Source organism: Pseudomonas sp. BN515, assembly GCF_029873155.1.
Lineage (GTDB): Bacteria > Pseudomonadota > Gammaproteobacteria > Pseudomonadales > Pseudomonadaceae > Metapseudomonas.
This window is the reverse complement of the sequence record NZ_SSOH01000020.1, coordinates 11,840-32,078: the sequence shown is the minus strand read 5'-3', so window position 1 is coordinate 32,078 and position 20,239 is coordinate 11,840. Positions and strand designations below refer to the sequence as shown.

Genomic DNA, 20,239 nt, shown 5'->3' with positions numbered 1-20,239 from the left:
AACTTCCGCACAACTCAATGCCCGGAACGAAAAAGCCCGCCAAAAGGCGGGCTCTTCGTGTAGCGCTGAACCTTAGTAACCCAGGTCGAAATCTTCTTCGGCCAGGTCCATCAGGTTGCTCGCACCGGACAGCATGGTTTCCACGTGGGTGCGGGTACGCGGCAGGATGCGCTTGAAGTAGAAACGCGCGGTCTGCAGCTTGGCCTTGTAGAAGGCGGCGTCGCCTTCGCCGGCGGCCAGCTTCTCGGCAGCCAGGCGAGCCATGTCGGCCCAGAAGTAGGCCAGGCAGGCGTAACCGGAGTACATCAGGTAGTCCACCGAAGCGGCACCCACTTCCTCGCGGTCCTTCATGGCGGCCATGCCGATCTTCATGGTCAGCTCGCCCCACTCCTTGTTCAGCTTGGCCAGAGGCTCGACGAATTCCTTGACGGCTTCGTTGGCTTCGTTGGCCTGGCAGAACTTGTGCACGATCTTGGTGAAGCCCTTCAGCGCTTCGCCCTGGGTCATCAGGATCTTGCGGCCCAGCAGGTCGAGGGCCTGAACGCCGGTGGTGCCTTCGTACATCATGGAGATGCGGCAGTCACGCAGGTTCTGCTCCATGCCCCACTCGCTGATGAAGCCGTGGCCGCCGTAGATCTGCATGCCGTGAGAAGCGGACTCGAAGCCCACTTCGGTCATGAAGGCCTTGGCGATGGGGGTCAGGAAGGCCAGCAGGCCGTCAGCAGCTTTCTTCTGCTCTTCGTCCTGGCTGTACTTGACGATGTCCACCTGCTTGGCGGTGAAGTAGACCATGGCGCGGTTGCCTTCGGCGAAGGCCTTCATGGTCAGCAGCATGCGACGTACGTCCGGGTGGACGATGATCGGGTCGGCAGCCTTGTCCGGCGCTTTCGGGCCAGTCAGGGAACGCATCTGCAGACGCTCGCGAGCGTACTTGATACCACCCTGGAAACCGATTTCGGCGTGGGCCAGGCCTTGCAGCGCGGTACCCAGACGAGCGGTGTTCATGAAGGTGAACATGCAGTTCAGGCCTTTGTTCGCCGGGCCGATCAGGAAGCCGGTGGCGCCGTCGAAGTTCATCACGCAGGTGGCGTTGCCGTGGATGCCCATCTTGTGCTCGATGGAACCGCAGGAAACGGCGTTGCGCTCGCCGGCCGAACCATCGGCGTTCGGCATGAACTTCGGAACGATGAACAGGGAAATACCCTTGGTGCCGGCCGGAGCGTCGGGCAGGCGGGCCAGGACGATATGGACGATGTTGTCGGCCATGTCGTGCTCACCGGCGGAGATGAAGATCTTGGTGCCGGAAACCTTGTAGGAACCATCAGCCTGGGGCTCGGCCTTGGTGCGCAGCATGCCCAGGTCGGTACCGCAATGCGGCTCGGTCAGGCACATGGTGCCGGTCCACTCGCCGGATACCAGCTTGGTCAGGTAGGTGTGCTTCTGCTCGTCGGTGCCATGGGCGGACAGGGTGTTCATCGCGCCATGGGACAGGCCGGGGTACATGCCCCAGGACCAGTTGGCCTCGCCAACCATCTCGCTGATGGCCAGGCCCAGGGATTCCGGCAGGCCTTGGCCGCCGTGATCGACGTCGTGGGCCAGGCTCGGCCAGCCGCCTTCGACGAACTGCTTGTAGGCTTCCTTGAAGCCGGTCGGGGTCTTCACGCCGGACTCGCTCCAGGTGCAGCCCTCGGTGTCACCCACACGGTTCAGCGGAGCGATTACCTGCTCACAGAACTTGGCACCCTCTTCGAGGATGGCGTCGACCATGTCCGGGGTAGCGTCCTGGCAGCCAGGCAGGCTCTGATAGTGCGCTTCGTAGCCGAGCAGTTCGTCACGAACGAAGCGAATATCACGCAAGGGGGCCTTGTAATCAGGCATAGCGGTAAACCTCTGCAGTGGGTTCCTGGTTCAGCTGACCGGAGCGCCGGTCGCTAACGGCATTTGTGGTGATTGCGGGAGCAATCAAACAGGCGTTTGAAACATACGTTTACGCCAATTCCCTGTCAAGCGCTGTGCCCGACCGACCGGTCATCTCCCTGGCAGGCAGCCGAAGGCCCTGCCTGAAGACAGTAAAGATCAAGAATCAGCGCGACAGCGCCGGAACGAGGCAGGAAGGTGAGGATGCAAAAAGGGCCGCGAGAAGCGGCCCTTGGGGGGATCAGGCGAAGGTGTCGATGAGGCTGCCGATCATCTGGTCAGTGGCCTTGGCGACCATGCTGCCGGCTTCGGCCTGGACTTTGCCGGCCTCGAGGGCGAGCAGGATGGTGGTGAGGTCGGCGGGTTGCTGCGAGTCGGCGCCTGCGACCGTGCTGCTGGCGATTTCGCCGGCGGCCTTCTCGACCATGCGCTGGCCGGACTGGATGGCGCCGAGTCCTGCGCTGAAGCCACTTCCCTGGATTTCCATGGCGGATACCGAAGCTCGTTTGACGATGCCGGCAATTGAAGCAGCCGGCGTGGCAGTGTGCAATCAGCGCTGGACGAACGTACCGAGCGGCGCAAGATCGAGATGGCGCGCCACCGCCGCCGGGCTTGCCTCGGCCAGGTGCGGCACGCGACCCAGGCAAGGTGCCGGCAGACGCTCGGCCAGGGTGGCGAGGTTCTCCTCCAGGCGCGATGTCTGCGGGTCGACCACGTTGGCGACCCAACCAGCGAGGGCCAGGCCATCACGCTGGATCGCTTCAGCAGTCAGCAGCGCATGGTTGATGCAGCCCAGCCGCACGCCGACTACCAGGATCACCGGCAGACCAAGGGCGAGAGGCAGGTCGGACAGGGTGGCCGAGCCGGCCAAGGGCACGCGCCAGCCGCCAGCCCCTTCCACCAGGCTGAAATCGGCACCCATGGCCAGGACCCGGCGTACCGGATCGGCAAGGGCGTCCACATCCAGGCGGATGCCGGCCTCACGTGCGGCGAGGTGCGGCGCGATGGCCGGTGCGAAGGCCAGCGGATTGACCTCCTCATAGGCCAGCGGCAGCGTGCATTCGCCCAGCAGCGCCAGGGCATCGCTGTTGCGCAGGCCGTCGGCGGTCTCCTCGCAGCCGGACGCCACCGGCTTGGCTGCTGCGGTGGACAACCCCAGTGTCCGGGCAGCGTGCAGCAGCCCAGCGGCAATGGTGGTCTTGCCGATCTCGGTGTCGGTACCGGTCACGAAGTAGGCGGCCGCCATTTCAGTCTTCCTTCTTCAGTACGCCGTAGACCACCTGGTAGGTGGCCGGCAGGCCCTGTGGCTGGCGGAAGCGCTCATAGGCGTCCACCAGCGCCAGGATGCGCGCCCGTCCGGTCAGTCCGCCGGGGCGGCCGGGATTGAGGTTGTGGGCGCCAAGGGCCTTTAGTTCGTGGGTCAGGGTGCGCAGATCGGCGTAGTGCAGCACCTGGGGCTCGCTGCCCAGGTCAAGCGGCAGCAGGCCACTGGCGGCGCAGAGGTCCTGATAGTCCTCCAGGCGGCGGAAACGGTTGACGTGGACGAAGCCATCCACCGCCTGCCAACTGTCGCGCAGCTCCTGCAGGGTGCCGACGCAGAGGCTGCTGAAGGCGAATACACCTCCGGGCTGCAGGACGCGACGGGCCTCGGCGAGCACGGCGGCGAAGTCGGCGCACCACTGCACGGCGAGGCTGGAGAAAATCAGTTGCTGGGTGCCGCTGGCCAATGGCAGATGCTCGGCATCCCCGGCGATGAAGCGCCGCGCACCGCCCAGCGGACGGGCGTGGCGCAGCATGCCTTCGGCGATGTCCACGGCCAGGCCGTCGCCTGCGGGAAAGCGCTCGGCCAGGGCTCGGGAGAAGTAACCGGTGCCACAACCCAGGTCGAGCCAGCGCTGCGGCTCGACGCCTTGCGGCAGCCGGCTCAGCAGCTCGCGGCCGACCGCCCGTTGCAGGGCGGCGACGCTGTCGTAGCTGTCCGCCGCGCGGGAAAAGGACGCCGCCACCTGGCGCTTGTCCGGCAGATGACCTTCGGCCTCGGCAGCGATCCGTGGATCAGACATCGTGACCCTCGCGCATGAAGTCGAGGATGGTCGCCGCGACCTCCTCCGGCCGCTCCAGTGGCAGGCCGTGGCTGGCATCGGCGAAAACCTGCGCTTCCACATCCGGCAGCCATTCCAGCAGCGCATCGGCGGCGGTGGCCGGCACCAGTGCATCGCGTCCGGCGAACAGGTGCAGCTGCGGGCCGCCAAAGCCCTGAATCGCCGCGCGGATGTCGAGCACATCGAGCAGGCGCAGGCCGGCCTCCAGCACCTTGGGCTCGGCGGGCACCTGGGTGACCTGGAGTTGCCGCGCCAGGGTACGGGCATCCCGCGCGCCCTGGGCCACCAGCATGGTGAAGCGCTTCAAGGTCTGCGCGGGGTCGAGGCGGCAGGCCTCGTAGAAGGCCCCGAAGATTTCCTGGGACATGGCGCAGGGCCAGTCATCGCGGTCGCGGAAACTCATGTTGCTGCACAACCCGATCAGGCCGCGGCAGGCGTCGCCCCGTCGCGCGGCCAGTTGCGCAGCGAGCATGCCACCGAGGGACCAGCCGGCCAGCCAGCTGTCCTGGGGCAAGCGGGCGTCCAGCTCGTCGAGCCAGGCGCCGGCCTGGTCCAGGGCGGGCAAGGGTTCGATCTCCACCGCCAGGTGCGGCGCACGCTCCAGCAGGGCTTCACGCAGGGGTTCGAGGGCAGCCGGGCCAATGGCCCAGCCAGGCAGCAGAATCAGGCGCTCACGCATCGGGGGCTTCCTCCTTCGCCAGGGTTGCCCAGCACTCGGCCAGGGCACTCAGCAAGGATTCAAGCTGCTCTTCGCTGTGAGCGGCGGAGAAAGTGACGCGCAGTCGCGCACTGCCGGCCGGCACGGTCGGCGGGCGGATCGCGCCGACCAGGATGCCGCGATCTCGCAAGAGGGCGGAAAGTTTCAGGGCGCGGGCGCTGTCGCCGATCAGGATCGGCTGGATCGGCGTCGGGCTGTCCATCAGGGTCAGGCCGATTTCGGCTGCCCCCTCGCGGAAGCGCTGGATCAGCTTGTTCAGGTGCTCACGGCGCCAGCTTTCGCGCTGCAGCAGCTCCAGGCTCTTCAGGGTGGCGCAGGCCACGGCCGGGGGCTGGCTGGTGGTGTAGATGTAGGGGCGGGCGAACTGGATCAGCGTCTCGATCAGCTCTTCGCTACCGGCGACGAAGGCGCCGGCGGTGCCAAAGGCCTTGCCCAGGGTGCCCACCAGCACGGGCACATCGTCCTGGCTCAGGCCGAAGTGTTCAACGATGCCGCCGCCAGTGGCGCCCAGCGGACCGAAACCATGGGCATCGTCCACCATCACCCAGGCGCCACGGGCTTTTGCGGCGGCGCAGATGGCCGGCAGCTCCGCGAGGTCGCCGTCCATGCTGAACACGCCGTCGGTCACTACCAGGGTATTGCCTTCCGCCTTTTCAAGACGGCTGGACAGGCTGTCCACGTCGTTGTGCAGATAGCGCGAGAAACGCGCCCCCGAGAGCAGCCCGGCATCCAGAAGGGACGCGTGATTGAGACGGTCCTCCAGCACGGTATCGCCCTTGGCCAGCAGCGCGGTGACCGCGCCCAGATTGGCCATGTAGCCGGTGGAGAACAGCAGCGCGCGAGGTCTGCCAGTGAACTCGGCCAGGGCCAGTTCCAGATCGTGGTGCGGGCCGCTATGGCCGATCACCAGGTGCGAAGCGCCACCACCGGCGCCCCAGCGCTCTACGCCACGTTGCAGGGCGGCCTTCACCTCGGGGTGGTCGGCCAGGCCCAGGTAATCGTTGGAGCAGAAAGCCAGCATGGGGCGGCCGTCCACCACCACCTCCGGTCCCTGGGGGCTTTCCAGCAATGGGCGCTGGCGATAGAGGTTTTCCGCATGGCGGACGGCAAGGCGCGAGGCGAGATCAAAAGGCATGGGCGGTTCGGTTTTTCGTAGGAGCCAGCTTGCTGGCGAACCTGCAGGAGCCGCCCTTCGCGAGCAAGCTCGCTCCTACAGGGTTCGATGACGCGGTATCAGGCGGAAGCGGCGTCGTAGAACAGCTGCGAGTCGCGCTGTTCGACCAGGGCCTGCTCGATGGCGGCCTGGTGCACTTCGTCGGCGTGCTCTTCGCGCTCTTCCGGCTTGATACCGAGACGGGCGAACAGCTGCATGTCTTTCTCGGCCTGCGGGTTCTTGGTGGTCAGCAGCTTCTCGCCGTAGAAGATCGAGTTGGCGCCCGCCATGAAAGCCAGGGCCTGCATCTGCTCGTTCATCTGCTCGCGGCCGGCGGACAAGCGCACATGGGACTTCGGCATCATGATGCGGGCCACCGCCAGGGTGCGGATGAAGTCGAACGGATCGACGTCCTTCTCCTCGGCCAGGGGAGTGCCCTTCACTTTAACCAGCATGTTGATCGGCACCGACTCGGGGTGCTCGGGCAGGTTGGCCAGCTGAATCAGCAGCCCGGCGCGGTCGTCCACCGACTCGCCCATGCCGAGGATGCCACCGGAGCAGATCTTCATCCCCGCCTCGCGCACGTAGGCCAGGGTCTGCAGACGCTCGCTGTAGGTGCGGGTGGTGATGATGTTGCCGTAGAACTCCGGAGAGGTATCCAGGTTGTGGTTGTAGTAGTCCAGGCCGGCGTCGGCGAGGGCCTTGGTCTGCTCCTGGTCCAGGCGACCAAGGGTCATGCAGGTTTCCAGGCCGAGTTTCTTCACGCCCTTCACCATTTCCAGCACGTAGGGCATGTCCTTGGCGGACGGGTGCTTCCAGGCGGCGCCCATGCAGAAGCGGGTGGAACCGATGGCCTTGGCTTCGGCAGCGGCTTCGAGCACCTTCTGCACTTCCATCAGTTTTTCCTTGTCCAGGCCGGTGTTGTAGTGACCGGACTGGGGGCAATACTTGCAGTCTTCCGGGCAGGCGCCGGTCTTGATCGACAGCAGGGTGGAAACCTGTACCCGGTTCGGGTCGAAGTTCGCGCGGTGGACCGTCTGGGCGTGGAACAGCAGGTCATTGAACGGCTGTTCGAACAACGCCTTCACCTCGGCGAGGGACCAGTCGTGACGGGTAGCGATGGATGCGGTTGCACTCATGGAGGTTTCCTTCGACGCTGTAGGGCGCCTTTGTCGGGGATACCCGGAACAAAATTCCGGGAATTCAGGCTTAGGGCATCATAAGTTGAGCTGTGACGCTGTCAACCAGGATTACGACACAGGTCGACATCTGATCATTTTTTAATCACTCAAACCACTGAACCAGATTTCCCGGCGCAGCTCCAATCCAGGGCAGCCCGCCGCTGAAGGAGCAATACATCGCAATGCGTACCGAAGGATTTTTCGAGTGGCTCGGCCGGATGATCGGCACCGTCATCCGCTTCTTCGTCGACCTGCTCTCTGGCGTGCTGGGCGGCATTGGCCAGGCCATCGACGACTTTTTCAACGGGCTGGCGCGGGCCATCGGCATGGACGTGTCTTTCTTCAGCCTGTTCCTGCTGGTCATCGGTCTGCTCCTGCTCTACAGCGGCATCCGCGCCTTCATTCGCAAGTCCATCATTGGCGGCCTGGTGCTCACCTTCCTTGGCCTGGTGGTGATGAGCTGGCTGATCGTCTGAATTCCATGTCCCACGGAGGGGACCATGTTCGCTCTGCTCGCCCGGCTGCGGCCGGACTGGCTTCGTCACACGCCCACCTGCCTGCTCTGTCGCGCGCCGGGCGGCAGCCTGCCCATCTGCAGCGGTTGTGAGGCCGAACTCCCCTGGCTCGCCGGGCATTGCTCGGTGTGCGCCCTGCCCTTGCCCACCCATGGACTGCCGTGCGGCGAATGCCTGAAACGGCCGCCACCCTTCAGCCGGGTGGAGGCCGTCTGGCGCTACGGCTTTCCGGTGGACAGCCTGATCACCCGCTTCAAGCATCAGGGCAACTGGCCCCAAGGTCGTCTCCTCGGGGAACTGCTCGCGCGCCATCTGGAGCATGCCTTCAATGACGGATTGCCGCGTCCCGCCGCGCTTCTGCCGGTTCCGCTGGCTCCACCCCGCCTGCGCAAGCGCGGCTTCAACCAGGCACAGATGCTGGCGCGCTGGCTGGGCAAAAGGCTGGACATCACAGTGCAAGATGACTGGCTGCAGCGGGTCGAGGACGGGCCGCCCCAGCAGGGACTGGACGCCGCCGCACGGCGCCGTAACCTGCGCCACGCCTTTGCCCTGGCGCCGCGAGCGGACGTGAAGGGCTTGCATGTCGCGCTGGTGGACGATGTGCTGACAACAGGCACCACCGCGCATTTCCTCGCCCGCTTGCTCAAGCGGGCCGGCGCGACGCGGGTGGACGTCTACTGTCTGGCGCGCACGCCTCGCCCTGGCGACCGCTGAAGGCTTGACGCGATGGGCCCGCGGGCGCAGCCTGCGCGCCAGAACCCCTGACGATCCGCCTGCCCATGAGCCTGACCAGCGCCCTCACCCAGCAACTCACCCGCCGCCCGCAGCGTCTGGCGCTGCTGGAGCAGATTGCCGTGCAAGGTTCGATCACCCGCGCTGCCAAGGCCGCCGGGCTGAGCTACAAGGCCGCGTGGGACGCCATCGACGAGCTGAACAACCTCGCCGAGCGGCCCCTGGTGGAACGCTCGGTGGGGGGCAAGGGTGGTGGCGGTGCACGACTGTCCGCCGAGGGCGAGCGCCTGCTGGCGCTCTACAAGCGCCTGGAAAGCCTGCAAGCGCGCCTGCTGGAAAGCGCCGAAAGCGAACAGGACCTTGAGCTGCTGGGCCGCCTCATGCTGCGCACCAGCGCTCGCAATCAACTGAGCGGCCGAGTGCTCGACATCCAGCCCAAGGGCCGCAATGACCTGGTGAAGGTCGAACTGGCTGGAGGCGCCCGCCTGCTGGCGCAGATCACCCGCGACAGCACCGAAAAGCTGGAACTGGCCCCGGGCCGCGGCGTGGTGGCGCTGATCAAGGCCGGCTGGCTGCGCCTGCAGCCGCTTTCCGAACCGGGCGACGAATCACTGAACCAGCTGCAGGGCCGGATCGAGGAAATCCTCGACGCCGCCGACGGCCCCAGCGAAGTCCGCATCGCCCTGCCCAGCGGCCAGACCCTCTGTGCCCTGGTCGAACCCGAGCGCCTGGCACAGCCCGGCCTCAAGCCCGGCGACGAAGTCCGCGCACAGTTCGCCCCTGGCCAGGTCCTGCTCGGCACCGCGCTCTGAGGCTCTTATTCCAACGCGCAGCAAATCGCCGGCAGGGATAGACTGGGCGCCTGACTGCCGGAGCCTCCCATGTCCCACCCCTTCGATGAACTCACCCCCGACCTGGTACTGGATGCCGTTGAAAGCCTCGGCTTCCTCAGCGATGCACGCATCCTCGCGCTGAACAGCTACGAGAACCGTGTGTACCAGGTGGGCATCGAAGACGCCGAGCCGCTGATCGCCAAGTTCTACCGACCGCAGCGCTGGAGCGACGCCGCCATTCGTGAGGAGCACAGCTTCAGCGCCGAACTGGCGGAATGCGAAGTGCCCGTCGTGGCACCACTGCTGCGCGATGGTGAAAGTCTGTTCGAACACGCCGGATTCCGCTTCGCCCTCTTCCCTCGCCGTGGCGGGCGGGCGCCCGAGCCCGGCAACCTGGACCAGCTTTTCCGCCTCGGCCAGCTCCTCGGCCGCCTTCATGCGGTGGGCGCCACCCGCCCCTTCGAGCATCGGGAAACCCTGGCGGTGGATAACTTCGGCCATCAGTCCCTGGCCACGCTGCTGGAAGGCGGCTTCATTCCTCGCAGCCTGTTGCCGGCCTATGAGTCGGTCGCCCGCGACCTGCTCAAGCGCCTGGATGCCGTGTTCGCGCACGTGCGTTACCAGCCGATCCGCCTGCACGGCGACTGCCACCCCGGCAACCTGCTGTGCCGCGACGAAATCTTCCATATGGTGGACCTGGACGACTGCCGCATGGGCCCGGCGGTTCAGGACCTGTGGATGATGCTCGCCGGCGAGCGCCACGAACGCCTCAGCCAACTCGCCGAACTGGTGGATGGCTACCAGGAGTTCCACGACTTCGACCCGCGCGAGCTCCCGCTGATCGAAGGCCTGCGCACCCTGCGCCTCATGCACCACAGCGCCTGGATCGCCCGCCGCTGGGACGACCCGGCCTTCCCCATGCATTTCTCCTGGTTCGGCAGCGAGCGCTACTGGGGCGACCAGATCCTCACCCTGCGCGAACAACTGGCCGCGCTGGACGAAGAGCCGTTGAAACTGTTCTGAGACCAATCCGAGTTTCGGACTCCCTTCCCCTTGTGGGAGCGAATTCATTCGCGATTGAAATCGCTCCTACATGCCACCCCATACCCGCCGTAAAGAACCCCTTACGCTTTCCGCTTGCGCATCCCCCGGAAAAAACCTGAGCACACAGACAAGCCCCGACGGCGCCAACTAGAATGTCGCACCACTCGTTAGCTGCCTAAGCAAGGAACCTTCATGGCCACCGCCGACCCGCGCCGCGGGTACATCCTGGGGCTCTCCGCCTACATCATCTGGGGACTCTTTCCGCTCTACTTCAAAGCCATCCAGAGCGTTCCGGCGCTGGAAATCATCGTTCACCGGGCCATCTGGTCCGCCCTGTTCGGCGCAGCGCTACTGCTGGTGTGGAAGCACCCCGGCTGGTTCCGCGAGCTGCGGGAGAATCCCAAGCGCTTCGGCGTGCTGGCCGCCAGCGGCATGCTCATCGCCGCCAACTGGCTGGTGTATGTCTGGGCGGTAAACAACGGTCGGATGCTGGAAGCGAGCCTGGGCTACTACATCAACCCGCTGGTGAATGTGCTGCTGGGGATGCTGATTCTCGGCGAGCGCCTGCGTCGGTTGCAGTGGCTGGCGGTGCTATTGGCAGCGGCGGGCGTGGCCCAGCAGATCTGGCAGGTGGGCGCGCTGCCCTGGGTCTCCCTCACCCTGGCGCTGACCTTCGGGTTCTACGGGCTGATCCGCAAGCAGGCACCGGTGGCGGCCCTGCCCGGCCTGGTGGTGGAAACCTGGTTGCTCTTGCCGCTGGCGGTTGGCTGGCTGCTGCTGAATCCGACTGCCGCCTCGGCGCAGGCCAGTTTCTGGGGCAGCCCCGAAGCCCTCTGGCTCATGGCGGCCGGCCCGATCACGCTGGTGCCACTGGTGTGCTTCAACGCCGCCGCGCGCAACCTGCCTTACACCACCCTCGGCTTCCTCCAGTACCTGGCGCCGACCCTGGTGATGCTTCAGGCGATCTTCCTCTTCGACGAGCATTTCGACCCGAGCAAGCTGCTGGCCTTCTCCTTCATCTGGGCGGGCCTGGCCATCTACAGCGTCGACGCCTGGCTCACCCTGCGGCGCAATTTCTGAACCTCGCCGGTGGCAAGGCCGGCTTCGGGCGTGGGGTGGAAATCCGCCAAGTGAATTTCCACCCGCGCGCTCACTTCTCCTGATGCAGGTTCAGCTCCACCATCAGCTCGTCCGCCAACCCCTCCAGCTTGGCCTGCAACACGTCCAGCGACAGGGTCAGCGGAACCGCCAGCACCGCCTCGGCATGGAACAGCGGCTCGCTGCTCATGGGCGCCGGCATCACCTCGGTGATCAGGCTTTCCAGGTTCACCCCCAGTTCCGCCAGTAGGCGCGTGATGTCCCGGACGATGCCCGGTCGATCGTTACCCACCAGATCCAGCAGGATCGGCTTCCAGGTGCAGGCCGGCTCGATCCCGCTCTGCGCCAGCATTACCCGGATGCCATGGGCGCTGAGGCCCTGCAATCCCTCTACCAGTTCGTCGTAGCCCTCGGCCGGAACCGCTACGCGCAGGATGCCGGCGAACTGCCCGGCCATGCGTGACATGCGGCTTTCCAGCCAGTTGCCGCCGTGGGCGGCGATGCACTGCGCGACGCGTTCCACCAGACCCGGCTGGTCCGCGGCGATGACGGTAAGTACCAGATGATCCACGCTCGACTCCTTCTCTGTAGGCAACCGGCGCCGGGCGTCAGGCCAGGCTCAGCCAGTAGGTGAAGAAAACCTCATCCCGCACATAACCCAGTCGCTCGTACAACGCCTGGCCGGCAAGGTTGGTCTTCGCGGTTTCCAACTGGATGCCGCAGGCGCCGGTGCGTTCGGCGTGGGCGCGGGCGGCGTTCATCAGGTCCTCGCCGACGCCCTGGCGCCGGGCGGCAGGCACTACATAAAGATCGCTCAACAACCAGGCCGGTGCCAGCGCCAGCGACGAGAGAAAGGGATAGAGCTGGGTGAAACCCAGGGGCGTGCCGCCGCTGTCACGGGCGATGAACAGGGTCGAGTCGCCGCGATCCAGGCGCTGTTCGAGGAAGGAACGGATTTCCGCCAGGGGCCGGGGCACCTGATAGAACTCCAGGTAGCCGGCGAAAAGTGCGGACAGATCATCAAGATCGCTGAACGTGACGGCATTTACAGGCATGAGACGACTCCAGGGACGAATTCGCAGGAGTATAGGAAAGCCCCCGAAAACCCGCGCAGAATCACGTGCGACGGCCTGTCGCAGTTTCTCTGAAAACAAATCGTGTACATTTTTCAGATTTAACTGGAACAATGCGCCAGTTTTTTGAGAACATTCTGCCCGCCGTTGTGACCGTAATGCAGCTTTTAGTCGCATAGCGACGCGACCCCACTGATTTTCACGACGGCTTCATGTAGTATGCCGCGCTTCGGACTACAAGAAGGGAAACCCCCGGTCCGAGCGGATATTGAGCAGAGTGAGGCAAGCAATGACTGAGCGCGTTCAAGTCGGTGGCCTTCAGGTCGCCAGAGTCCTGTTCGACTTCGTGAACAACGAAGCCATCCCCGGAACCGGCATTGCAGCCGAGCAGTTCTGGGCCGGTGTGGAAGCCGTCATCAATGACCTGGCTCCGAAGAACAAAGCCCTCCTCGCCAAACGCGATGAACTGCAGGCCAAGATCGATGCCTGGCACCAGGCACGTGCCGGCCAGGCCCACGACGCCGTGGCCTACAAGGCGTTCCTCCAGGAGATCGGCTACCTGCTGCCGGAACCGGCCGACTTCCAGGCCACTACCCAGAACGTAGACGAAGAAATCGCCACCATGGCCGGCCCGCAGCTGGTCGTGCCGGTGATGAATGCACGTTTCGCCCTGAACGCTGCCAACGCGCGCTGGGGTTCGCTCTACGATGCGCTCTACGGCACCGACGCCATCAGCGAAGAAGGCGGCGCCGAGAAGGGCAAGGGCTACAACAAGGTCCGTGGTGACAAGGTGATCGCCTTCGCCCGCGCCTTCCTCGACGAAGCCGCGCCGCTGGAAGGTGCCTCCCACGTCGACGCCACCGCCTACGCCGTGAAGAACGGCCAGTTGGTCGTGACCCTGAAGAATGGCAGCGAGGCCGGCCTGAAACAGGCTGCCCAGTTCATCGCCTTCCAGGGCGACGCCGCCAAGCCCGCCGCCGTGCTGCTGAAGCACAACGGCCTGCACTTCGAAATCCAGATCGATCCGACCAGCCCCATCGGCCAGACCGACGCCGCCGGCGTGAAAGACGTGCTGATGGAATCCGCGCTGACCACCATCATGGACTGCGAAGACTCCGTCGCCGCCGTCGATGCCGACGACAAGGTCGTGGTCTACCGCAACTGGCTCGGCCTGATGAAGGGCGACCTGGCGGAATCCGTCAGCAAGGGCGGCCAGACCTTCACCCGCACCATGAATCCGGACCGCGTCTACACCAAGGCCGACGGCTCCGAGCTGACCCTGCACGGCCGTTCCCTGCTGTTCGTGCGCAACGTCGGTCACCTGATGACCAACCCGGCCATCCTCGACGCCGCTGGCAACGAAGTACCGGAAGGCATCCAGGATGGCCTGTTCACCGGCCTGATCGCCCTGCACAACCTGAAGGGCAACACCAGCCGCAAGAACACCCGCACTGGCTCCATGTACATCGTGAAGCCGAAGATGCACGGCCCGGAAGAAGTAGCCTTCGCCACCGAAATCTTCAGCCGCGTGGAAGACGTCCTCGGCATGCCGCGTAACACCATGAAGGTCGGCATCATGGACGAAGAACGCCGCACCACCGTCAACCTCAAGGCCTGCATCAAGGCCGCTGCCGAGCGCGTGGTGTTCATCAACACCGGCTTCCTCGACCGCACCGGTGACGAAATCCACACCTCCATGGAAGCCGGCGCCGTGGTGCGCAAGGGCGCCATGAAGAACGAGAAGTGGATCGGCGCCTACGAGAACAGCAACGTCGACATCGGCCTGGCTACCGGCCTGCAAGGCAAAGCGCAGATCGGCAAAGGCATGTGGGCCATGCCGGACCTGATGGCCGCCATGCTCGAGCAGAAAGTCGGCCACCCGCTGGCTGGTGCCAACACCGCCTGGGTCCCGTCGCCGACCGCCGCCACCCTGCACGCGCTGCACTACCACAAGGTCGACGTGTTCGCCCGTCAGGCCGAACTGGCCAAGCGTGCCCCGGCTTCGGTGGACGACATCCTGACCATCCCGCTGGCGCCGAACACCAACTGGAGCGCGGAAGAGATCCAGAACGAACTGGACAACAACGCCCAGGGCATCCTCGGATATGTCGTGCGCTGGATCGACCAGGGCGTCGGCTGCTCCAAGGTACCGGACATCAACGATGTCGGCCTGATGGAAGACCGCGCCACCCTGCGTATCTCCAGCCAGCTGCTGGCCAACTGGCTGCGCCACGGCGTGGTTACCCAGGCTCAGATCGTCGAGAGCCTGGAGCGCATGGCCGCGGTGGTGGACCGTCAGAACGCCAGCGACCCGCTGTACCGCCCGATGGCGCCGAACTTCGAAGGCAACGTGGCCTTCCAGGCCGCGCTGGAACTGGTAGTGGAAGGCACCAAGCAGCCCAACGGCTACACCGAGCCGGTCCTGCACCGTCGTCGCCGCGAGTACAAGGCGAAGAACGGTCTCTAAGACCTGCCCATGAAAAACCGCCCTTCGGGGCGGTTTTTTATTGCCTGCAGAAAAGCCGAGCGGGCGTCGACGTAACGCCTGCATACAAAACTTGTGTACAAAATCCCCATTCTCACACTCAGCGCACGACCAGCAAAACTGACTCGCAAGTCAATGAAATACATAGACTAATTTCCGATGACCGGAGGAAAAGCGCGCCAGGACTGGGCTTGAGTTGACCTCTTATGGTGCACGAAAGGCCTGAAATCGCCGTCTGATCTGCCGAAACCAATGGGTGGCACGAAACTGGCTTGCATACAAAAAACACAAAATAGTGCACACAAGTTCACGGAGGCCCCATGGCGCCCACCCCACTCTCCGGCGTTACCCAGCTCGACTCCCCACCCGCCGATGCGGTCGCTCCCGCTGAAGTGGCCCTGAGCCCGCGCCTGTACAGCGCCGACCTCGCGCCGACCAAGGCGCAAGGCCGCAGCTGGGGGCGCTACAGCCTCTTCGCGCTGTGGACCAACGATGTGCACAACATCGCCAACTACTCCTTCGCCATCGGCCTGTTCGCGCTGGGAATGAGCGGCGCGCAGATCCTCGCCGCGTTCGCCCTGGGCGCGCTGCTGATCTACGGCCTGATGAACCTGTCCGGCTACATGGGGCAGAAGACCGGCCTGCCCTACCCGGTGATGTGCCGCATCAGCTTCGGCATCCACGGCGCGCAGATCCCGGCGCTGATCCGCGCGGTGATCGCCATTGCCTGGTTCGGCATCCAGACCTACCTCGCCTCGGTGGTCCTGCGCGTGCTGCTGACGGCCGTGTTCCCCTCCCTCGCCGCCTACGACCAGGACTCCCTGCTCGGCCTGTCCACCCTCGGCTGGATCACCTTCCTGGGCATCTGGTGCGTGCAACTGGTGATCTTCGCCTACGGCATGGAGATGGTGCGCCGCTACGAATCCTTCGCCGGCCCGGTGATCCTGCTGACCTTCACCGCACTCGCCGGCTGGATGTACCAGCGCAGCGGCTTCTCCATCACCTGGTCCACAGGCGAAGGCTACACCGGCTCGACCATGTGGCTGAAAGTGCTGGGCGCAGCGGCGCTGTGGGTATCCCTTTACGGCACCATGATCCTCAATTTCTGCGACTTCACCCGCAACTGCCCCGACCGCCGCACCATCAGCGTGGGCAACTTCTGGGGCCTGCCGGTGAACATGCTCGGCTTCGCGCTGATCGCTGTGGTGCTGGCCGGCGCGCAATTCAGCATCGACGGAAAACTGGTGAAGAGCCCGACCGAGATCGTCGCCAGCATCCCCGACACCCTCGGCCTGGTACTGGCCTGCCTGGCCTTCCTGATCGTCACCGTGGCGGTGAACATCATGGCCAACTTCGTCGCGCCGGCCTACGTGCTGACCAACCTCGCTCCCAGGGTGCTCAACTTCCGCCGCGCCGGTCTGCTCAGCGCCACCATTGCCGTGCTGATCCTGCCTTGGCACCTGTACAACAGCCCCGGCGTGATCGTGTATTTCCTCGGCGGCCTCGGCGCGCTGCTCGGCCCGCTCTACGGCATCATGATCGTCGACTACTACCTGCTGCGCCGTGGCCGGGTGAACCTGCCGGAGCTGTACTCGGAAAGCCGCGAGGCGGCCTACCACTACCACCGTGGCGTGAACCCGCGGGCGCTGGCCGCCTTCGTGCCGGCGGCGCTGATTTCCACCCTGCTGGCGCTGCTGCCGGCGTTCGAATCCCTGTCGGCGTTCTCCTGGTTCTTCGGTGCGGGCCTGGCCGGGCTGATCTACTGCGCCATCGCCGATCGCCGTGCCCAATACCACGACGTGGACGGTGAAGGGATCGCCGTCGACAGCGTCCATCACTGAAACACAACGGGGACAGGCATAAAAAAACCGCCTGTCCCTGGCGGTTTCTTCAAGCGCTCTTCAGCGCGATGACCTTCGCTTTGGCTTTCGCTTTCGCCGGCCTGGGTCGCACCTCGGTTGGTGGCGTCCTGGGCGCAGGCGGGGTACCCAGCTCGTTGCGCACCAGATTGGCGAGACGGCTCATGTCCACCGGTTTGAGCAGGAAGTCCACCACCTTCATGTGCATGGCCTCGATGGCGTCCTGCACGTCGGCGTCTCCGGAAACGATGATGACCGGCAGGCTCGCCCGCGCCGACTGACGCACCTGGCGCACCAGTTCCAGGCCGCTGCCGCATTGCATGTGGAGTTCGGTGATCATCAGGCCGATGGACGGGCGGGTGACCAGCAGCGCCAGTGCCTGTTCGCCACTGTCGGCGGTGATGCAGGGAATGCCCTGGGCCACCAGTTGATCGGCCAAGGCGTCGCGCCCGATTTCATCGTCGTCTACCAACAGAACACTGGGTGGCGCGCTGGGCACGCGCATGATCTCATCAAGCGCTTGCAGCTCGGCTTCACTCAGCAAATCACCGTAACTCATGGGGTCGTCCTCGAAAGGGCCTTCCCTAGCAGGCCCAACTCCCCTCACTACTAGCTGTAGCACGGGGTACGCTGGTCGGATAGGCAAAATGCAAGCAAGTTCCCATGCAGATTGCAGCATCCGCCGAACGGTAGCGCCCTATCAGGATTTCCGACGACCTGCGCGCCAACCCTTAGACTTACGTCCAATTTGTGTCCCCTGCCGCCGCGCGCAGCATGGCTCTTCTAACAAGAACGACGGGCAGTAAGATGACCAAGTCAGGCGCCTTCGCCCAGGCCGGCAAGCAGGCGGTCATGCAGAACATCCAGGGCACCATGGAGTTCCTGCAGAAGTACCCGCCCTTCAACCAGATGGAAAGCGCCCACCTCGCCTTCCTCGTCGAGCATTGCCTGCTGCGTTTCTATGCCGCCGGCGAATCCATCATCAAGCCCCAGGATGGGCCGGTGGAGCACTTCTATATCGTCAAGCAGGGACGTGTAGTGGGTGAACGCCCGCACTCGGCACGGCGCGGCACCGAAACCACCTTCGAGATCGCCAGCGGCGAGTGCTTCCCCCTGGCCGCCCTGCTTGGCGAACGGGCCACCCGCACCGAGCACCTGGCCGGCGAAGACACCTTCTGCCTGCTGCTGGGCAAGTCCGCCTTCGTCAAACTGTTCGCGCTTTCCAACCCTTTCCGCGACTTCGCCCTGCGCGGGGTCAGCAGCCTGCTCGACCAGGTCAACCAGCAGGTGCAATTGCGCGCCGTGGAAACCCTGGGCGCCCAGTACTCCCTGGATACCCGCCTGGGTGAACTGGCGGTGCGCCAGCCGATTTCCTGCCAGCCGGAACTGCCGTTGCGCGACGCGGTGCGGCTGATGCACGAGCAACAGGTGGGCAGCATCGTCATCGTCGGCGCCAACCAGCGGCCGCAAGGCATCTTCACCCTGCGCGACCTGCGCCGGGTGATCGCCGACGCCAGCGCCGACCTCGCCCAGCCCATCGCCGACGTCATGACCCAGGCGCCCTTCCACCTGCCGCCGGAAGCCAGTGCCTTCGACGCTGCCCTGGCCATGACCGAACGGCACATCGCCCACGTCTGCGTGGTCAGCGGCGCGCGCCTGGTAGGTGTGGTGTCCGAGCGTGACCTGTTTTCCCTGCAGCGGGTGGACCTGGTGCATCTGGCGCGCACCATTCGCCATGCCGGGCGGGTCGAAACCCTGGCTGCCCTGCGCGACGAAATCCAGCGCCTGGTGGACAACATGCTGGCCCACGGCGCCAGCTCCACGCAGATCACTCGCATCATCACCCTGCTCAACGACCACACCGTGTGCCGGGTGATCGAGCTGACCCTCGATGAAATGGGCGATCCGGGCATCCCGTTCACCTGGCTCTGCTTCGGCAGCGAGGGGCGCTGCGAGCAGACCCTGCACACCGACCAGGACAACGGCATCCTCTTCGAAGCCTCCGACGCCGTGGAAGCCGCCGCCATACGCGGGCGCCTGCTGCCGCTGGCCGAACGCATCAACCAACACCTGGCGCAATGCGGTTTCGAGCTGTGCAAGGGCGGCATCATGGCCGGCAACCCGGAGCTCTGCCTGTCCCGCAGCGAATGGAGTCGGCGCTTCGCCACCTTCGTCCGCGAGGCAACGCCGGAGAACCTGCTGGGCTCCTCCATCTACTTCGACCTGCGCGCCGTCTGGGGCCCCACCGAGGGCTGCGAGGCCCTGCAACGGGAGCTGCTGGCCCTGGTCGCCGACAACAGCCTGTTCCAGCGCATGCTGGCCGACAACGCCCTGCGCCAGCGCCCGCCGGTCGGGCGTTTTCGTGATTTCGTGGTGGCCCGCAAGGGCGCCGAGAAAGACACCCTCGACCTCAAGGTGCAGGGCCTGACGCCCTTCGTCGACGGCGCCCGACTGCTCGCCCTGGCCCATGGCATCAAGGCCTGCGGCACCCTGGAACGCCTGCGCCAACTGGTGGAACGGGAGGTGGTGGATGCGCTGGATGGCGCGGCCTATGAGGAGGCCTACCACTTCATCCAGCTCACCCGCATGCAGCAGCACCAGCATCAGGCGCGGCAAGGCCTGCCCTACTCCAACCGACTCGACCCGGACACCCTCAATCACCTGGACCGGCGCATCCTGCGCGAGTCCTTCCGTCAGGCCCAGCGCCTGCAATCGAGCCTCGCGCTACGTTATCAACTATGAACGGCTTCCCCTGGTTCACCCGTCGCAAGCCCCTGGACCCGGACATCGCGGACCGTCGCGACCGCCTGTCCGATCCCCAGCCACTGGACGACCGCCCCCTGCGCCAGCAACGCTTCGTGGTGCTGGACCTGGAAACCAGCGGCCTGAACATGAGCCGCGACCTGGTGCTGTCCATCGGCGCGGTGAGCATCGCCGATGGCGCCATCGACCTCGGCAACCAGTTCGAATCCACCCTGCAGCGCGAAACCGGCAAGCTCAGCGCCAGCGTGCTGATCCACGGCATCGCACCGAGCGAACTGGCCGCAGGCGTGGAACCCGCCGAAGCCTTGCTGGGTTTCATGGAGTTTCTCGGCGACAGCCCGCTGCTGGCCTTCCACGCCACCTTCGACCAACGCATGCTGAGCCGAGCCCTCAAGCAGGACCTCGACCACCGCCTGCGCCACACTTTCCTCGACATCGCTGAACTGGCGCCCATGCTCTGCCCCGAGGCGGGTATCCGCAACGGCGGCCTGGACGAGTGGGTCGAGTACTTCGGACTGCAGGTGCTGCAGCGCCACAACGCCAGTGCCGACGCACTGGTGACCGCCGAAATCGCCCTGATCCTGTTCAGCCGCGCCCGCCGCCAGGGCCTGGAAAGTCCTGCCGCGCTGGCCTCCGCCCTGAGCCGCTGGCAGCGCCGGCAACACGCACCCGCCCTCTGATCCGACAGGAACAACCCTGCCGTTCGGGAATTTCTGCGAACCCCTGCCCTCCTTCCGGCGTCGATTGATAGATGACCCCAGGACAC

18 protein-coding genes and 1 pseudogene are annotated in these 20,239 nt (G+C 65.2%); 9 read left to right on the top strand and 10 right to left on the bottom strand.

Features of this window, described 5'->3' with window-relative positions:
- Window positions 1-72: 72 nt before the first annotated feature.
- The 7 genes from E8E91_RS04860 to bioB form a co-directional block, all read right to left on the bottom strand.
- Window positions 73-1,878: a phenylacyl-CoA dehydrogenase gene (locus E8E91_RS04860; protein WP_280374838.1), complete on the bottom strand. Its 1,806-nt coding sequence runs from the start codon at window positions 1,876-1,878 to the stop codon at window positions 73-75.
- 280 nt (window positions 1,879-2,158) lie between these two features.
- On the bottom strand, window positions 2,159-2,404 hold the full coding sequence (locus tag E8E91_RS04855) for a hypothetical protein (RefSeq protein WP_280365713.1): 246 nt from the start codon (window positions 2,402-2,404) through the stop codon (window positions 2,159-2,161).
- A 63-nt stretch (window positions 2,405-2,467) separates the two neighbouring features.
- Entirely contained in the window at window positions 2,468-3,163 is a 696-nt protein-coding gene (gene bioD, locus E8E91_RS04850) for a dethiobiotin synthase (protein WP_280374837.1), read from the bottom strand.
- Between the two features lies 1 nt (window position 3,164).
- Entirely contained in the window at window positions 3,165-3,980 is an 816-nt protein-coding gene (bioC, locus tag E8E91_RS04845) for a malonyl-ACP O-methyltransferase BioC (protein ID WP_280374836.1), read from the bottom strand.
- Complete coding sequence (locus E8E91_RS04840) at window positions 3,973-4,698, bottom strand: alpha/beta fold hydrolase (RefSeq protein ID WP_280374835.1); 726 nt, start codon at window positions 4,696-4,698, stop codon at window positions 3,973-3,975. The genes bioC and E8E91_RS04840 overlap by 8 nt, the downstream gene beginning before the upstream one ends.
- Entirely contained in the window at window positions 4,691-5,872 is a 1,182-nt protein-coding gene (bioF, locus tag E8E91_RS04835; RefSeq protein WP_280374834.1) for an 8-amino-7-oxononanoate synthase, read from the bottom strand. The genes E8E91_RS04840 and bioF overlap by 8 nt, the downstream gene beginning before the upstream one ends.
- Window positions 5,873-5,970: 98 nt before the next feature.
- On the bottom strand, window positions 5,971-7,029 hold the full coding sequence (bioB, locus tag E8E91_RS04830) for a biotin synthase BioB (RefSeq protein ID WP_280374833.1): 1,059 nt from the start codon (window positions 7,027-7,029) through the stop codon (window positions 5,971-5,973).
- Window positions 7,030-7,253: 224 nt separating this feature from the next.
- Between bioB and E8E91_RS04825 the strand changes: the two genes are divergently transcribed.
- The 5 genes from E8E91_RS04825 (at window position 7,254) to rarD (ending at window position 11,275) form a co-directional block, all read left to right on the top strand.
- The gene (locus E8E91_RS04825) at window positions 7,254-7,547 is read left to right on the top strand and encodes a hypothetical protein (RefSeq protein WP_190834269.1); all 294 of its coding nucleotides are present in this window, start codon (window positions 7,254-7,256) and stop codon (window positions 7,545-7,547) included.
- 24 nt (window positions 7,548-7,571) lie between these two features.
- Window positions 7,572-8,300, top strand: coding sequence for a ComF family protein (locus E8E91_RS04820; protein WP_280374832.1), 729 nt, complete (start codon window positions 7,572-7,574; stop codon window positions 8,298-8,300).
- A 65-nt stretch (window positions 8,301-8,365) separates the two neighbouring features.
- Complete coding sequence (locus E8E91_RS04815) at window positions 8,366-9,130, top strand: TOBE domain-containing protein (protein ID WP_280374831.1); 765 nt, start codon at window positions 8,366-8,368, stop codon at window positions 9,128-9,130.
- Window positions 9,131-9,199: 69 nt separating this feature from the next.
- Window positions 9,200-10,174, top strand: coding sequence for a serine/threonine protein kinase (locus tag E8E91_RS04810; RefSeq protein WP_280374830.1), 975 nt, complete (start codon window positions 9,200-9,202; stop codon window positions 10,172-10,174).
- Between the two features lie 213 nt (window positions 10,175-10,387).
- Complete coding sequence (gene rarD, locus E8E91_RS04805) at window positions 10,388-11,275, top strand: EamA family transporter RarD (protein ID WP_280374829.1); 888 nt, start codon at window positions 10,388-10,390, stop codon at window positions 11,273-11,275.
- Between the two features lie 70 nt (window positions 11,276-11,345).
- Here rarD and E8E91_RS04800 read toward each other — a convergent pair whose 3' ends face one another.
- Entirely contained in the window at window positions 11,346-11,864 is a 519-nt protein-coding gene (locus E8E91_RS04800) for a glycine cleavage system protein R (protein WP_280365671.1), read from the bottom strand.
- Between the two features lie 37 nt (window positions 11,865-11,901).
- A complete protein-coding gene (locus E8E91_RS04795; RefSeq protein WP_280374828.1) occupies window positions 11,902-12,348 on the bottom strand; it encodes a GNAT family N-acetyltransferase in 447 nt (148 codons plus the stop codon).
- 307 nt (window positions 12,349-12,655) lie between these two features.
- Between E8E91_RS04795 and E8E91_RS04790 the strand changes: the two genes are divergently transcribed.
- Both E8E91_RS04790 and E8E91_RS04785 read left to right on the top strand, forming a co-directional pair.
- Window positions 12,656-14,833: a malate synthase G gene (locus tag E8E91_RS04790; protein ID WP_280374827.1), complete on the top strand. Its 2,178-nt coding sequence runs from the start codon at window positions 12,656-12,658 to the stop codon at window positions 14,831-14,833.
- Between the two features lie 338 nt (window positions 14,834-15,171).
- The gene (locus E8E91_RS04785) at window positions 15,172-16,692 is read left to right on the top strand and encodes an NCS1 family nucleobase:cation symporter-1 (protein WP_280374826.1); all 1,521 of its coding nucleotides are present in this window, start codon (window positions 15,172-15,174) and stop codon (window positions 16,690-16,692) included.
- Between the two features lie 145 nt (window positions 16,693-16,837).
- Here E8E91_RS04785 and E8E91_RS04780 read toward each other — a convergent pair.
- Window positions 16,838-17,269, bottom strand: a pseudogene (locus E8E91_RS04780) (response regulator); the annotation flags it as partial.
- Window positions 17,270-17,517: 248 nt separating this feature from the next.
- On the opposite strand from E8E91_RS04780, the gene E8E91_RS04775 reads away from it, so the two are divergent.
- Window positions 17,518-19,452: a putative nucleotidyltransferase substrate binding domain-containing protein gene (locus E8E91_RS04775; protein ID WP_280374825.1), complete on the top strand. Its 1,935-nt coding sequence runs from the start codon at window positions 17,518-17,520 to the stop codon at window positions 19,450-19,452.
- Window positions 19,449-20,153 (top strand): 3'-5' exonuclease, encoded by a 705-nt coding sequence (locus E8E91_RS04770; RefSeq protein ID WP_280374824.1) that lies wholly within the window; start codon window positions 19,449-19,451, stop codon window positions 20,151-20,153. Before E8E91_RS04775 ends, E8E91_RS04770 begins: the two co-directional genes overlap by 4 nt.
- Window positions 20,154-20,239 lie beyond the last annotated feature (86 nt).

Bases quoted from the DNA above. Each gene is read 5' to 3' on its own strand.
- E8E91_RS04860 (WP_280374838.1), bottom strand. From the start codon at position 1,878: ATGCCTGATTACAAGGCCCCCTTGCGTGATATTCGCTTCGTTCGTGAC.
- E8E91_RS04855 (WP_280365713.1), bottom strand. From the start codon at position 2,404: ATGGAAATCCAGGGAAGTGGCTTCAGCGCAGGACTCGGCGCCATCCAG.
- bioD (WP_280374837.1), bottom strand. From the start codon at position 3,163: ATGGCGGCCGCCTACTTCGTGACCGGTACCGACACCGAGATCGGCAAG.
- bioC (WP_280374836.1), bottom strand. From the start codon at position 3,980: ATGTCTGATCCACGGATCGCTGCCGAGGCCGAAGGTCATCTGCCGGAC.
- E8E91_RS04840 (WP_280374835.1), bottom strand. From the start codon at position 4,698: ATGCGTGAGCGCCTGATTCTGCTGCCTGGCTGGGCCATTGGCCCGGCT.
- bioF (WP_280374834.1), bottom strand. From the start codon at position 5,872: ATGCCTTTTGATCTCGCCTCGCGCCTTGCCGTCCGCCATGCGGAAAAC.
- bioB (WP_280374833.1), bottom strand. From the start codon at position 7,029: ATGAGTGCAACCGCATCCATCGCTACCCGTCACGACTGGTCCCTCGCC.
- E8E91_RS04825 (WP_190834269.1), top strand. From the start codon at position 7,254: ATGCGTACCGAAGGATTTTTCGAGTGGCTCGGCCGGATGATCGGCACC.
- E8E91_RS04820 (WP_280374832.1), top strand. From the start codon at position 7,572: ATGTTCGCTCTGCTCGCCCGGCTGCGGCCGGACTGGCTTCGTCACACG.
- E8E91_RS04815 (WP_280374831.1), top strand. From the start codon at position 8,366: ATGAGCCTGACCAGCGCCCTCACCCAGCAACTCACCCGCCGCCCGCAG.
- E8E91_RS04810 (WP_280374830.1), top strand. From the start codon at position 9,200: ATGTCCCACCCCTTCGATGAACTCACCCCCGACCTGGTACTGGATGCC.
- rarD (WP_280374829.1), top strand. From the start codon at position 10,388: ATGGCCACCGCCGACCCGCGCCGCGGGTACATCCTGGGGCTCTCCGCC.
- E8E91_RS04795 (WP_280374828.1), bottom strand. From the start codon at position 12,348: ATGCCTGTAAATGCCGTCACGTTCAGCGATCTTGATGATCTGTCCGCA.
- E8E91_RS04790 (WP_280374827.1), top strand. From the start codon at position 12,656: ATGACTGAGCGCGTTCAAGTCGGTGGCCTTCAGGTCGCCAGAGTCCTG.
- E8E91_RS04785 (WP_280374826.1), top strand. From the start codon at position 15,172: ATGGCGCCCACCCCACTCTCCGGCGTTACCCAGCTCGACTCCCCACCC.
- E8E91_RS04775 (WP_280374825.1), top strand. From the start codon at position 17,518: ATGACCAAGTCAGGCGCCTTCGCCCAGGCCGGCAAGCAGGCGGTCATG.
- E8E91_RS04770 (WP_280374824.1), top strand. From the start codon at position 19,449: ATGAACGGCTTCCCCTGGTTCACCCGTCGCAAGCCCCTGGACCCGGAC.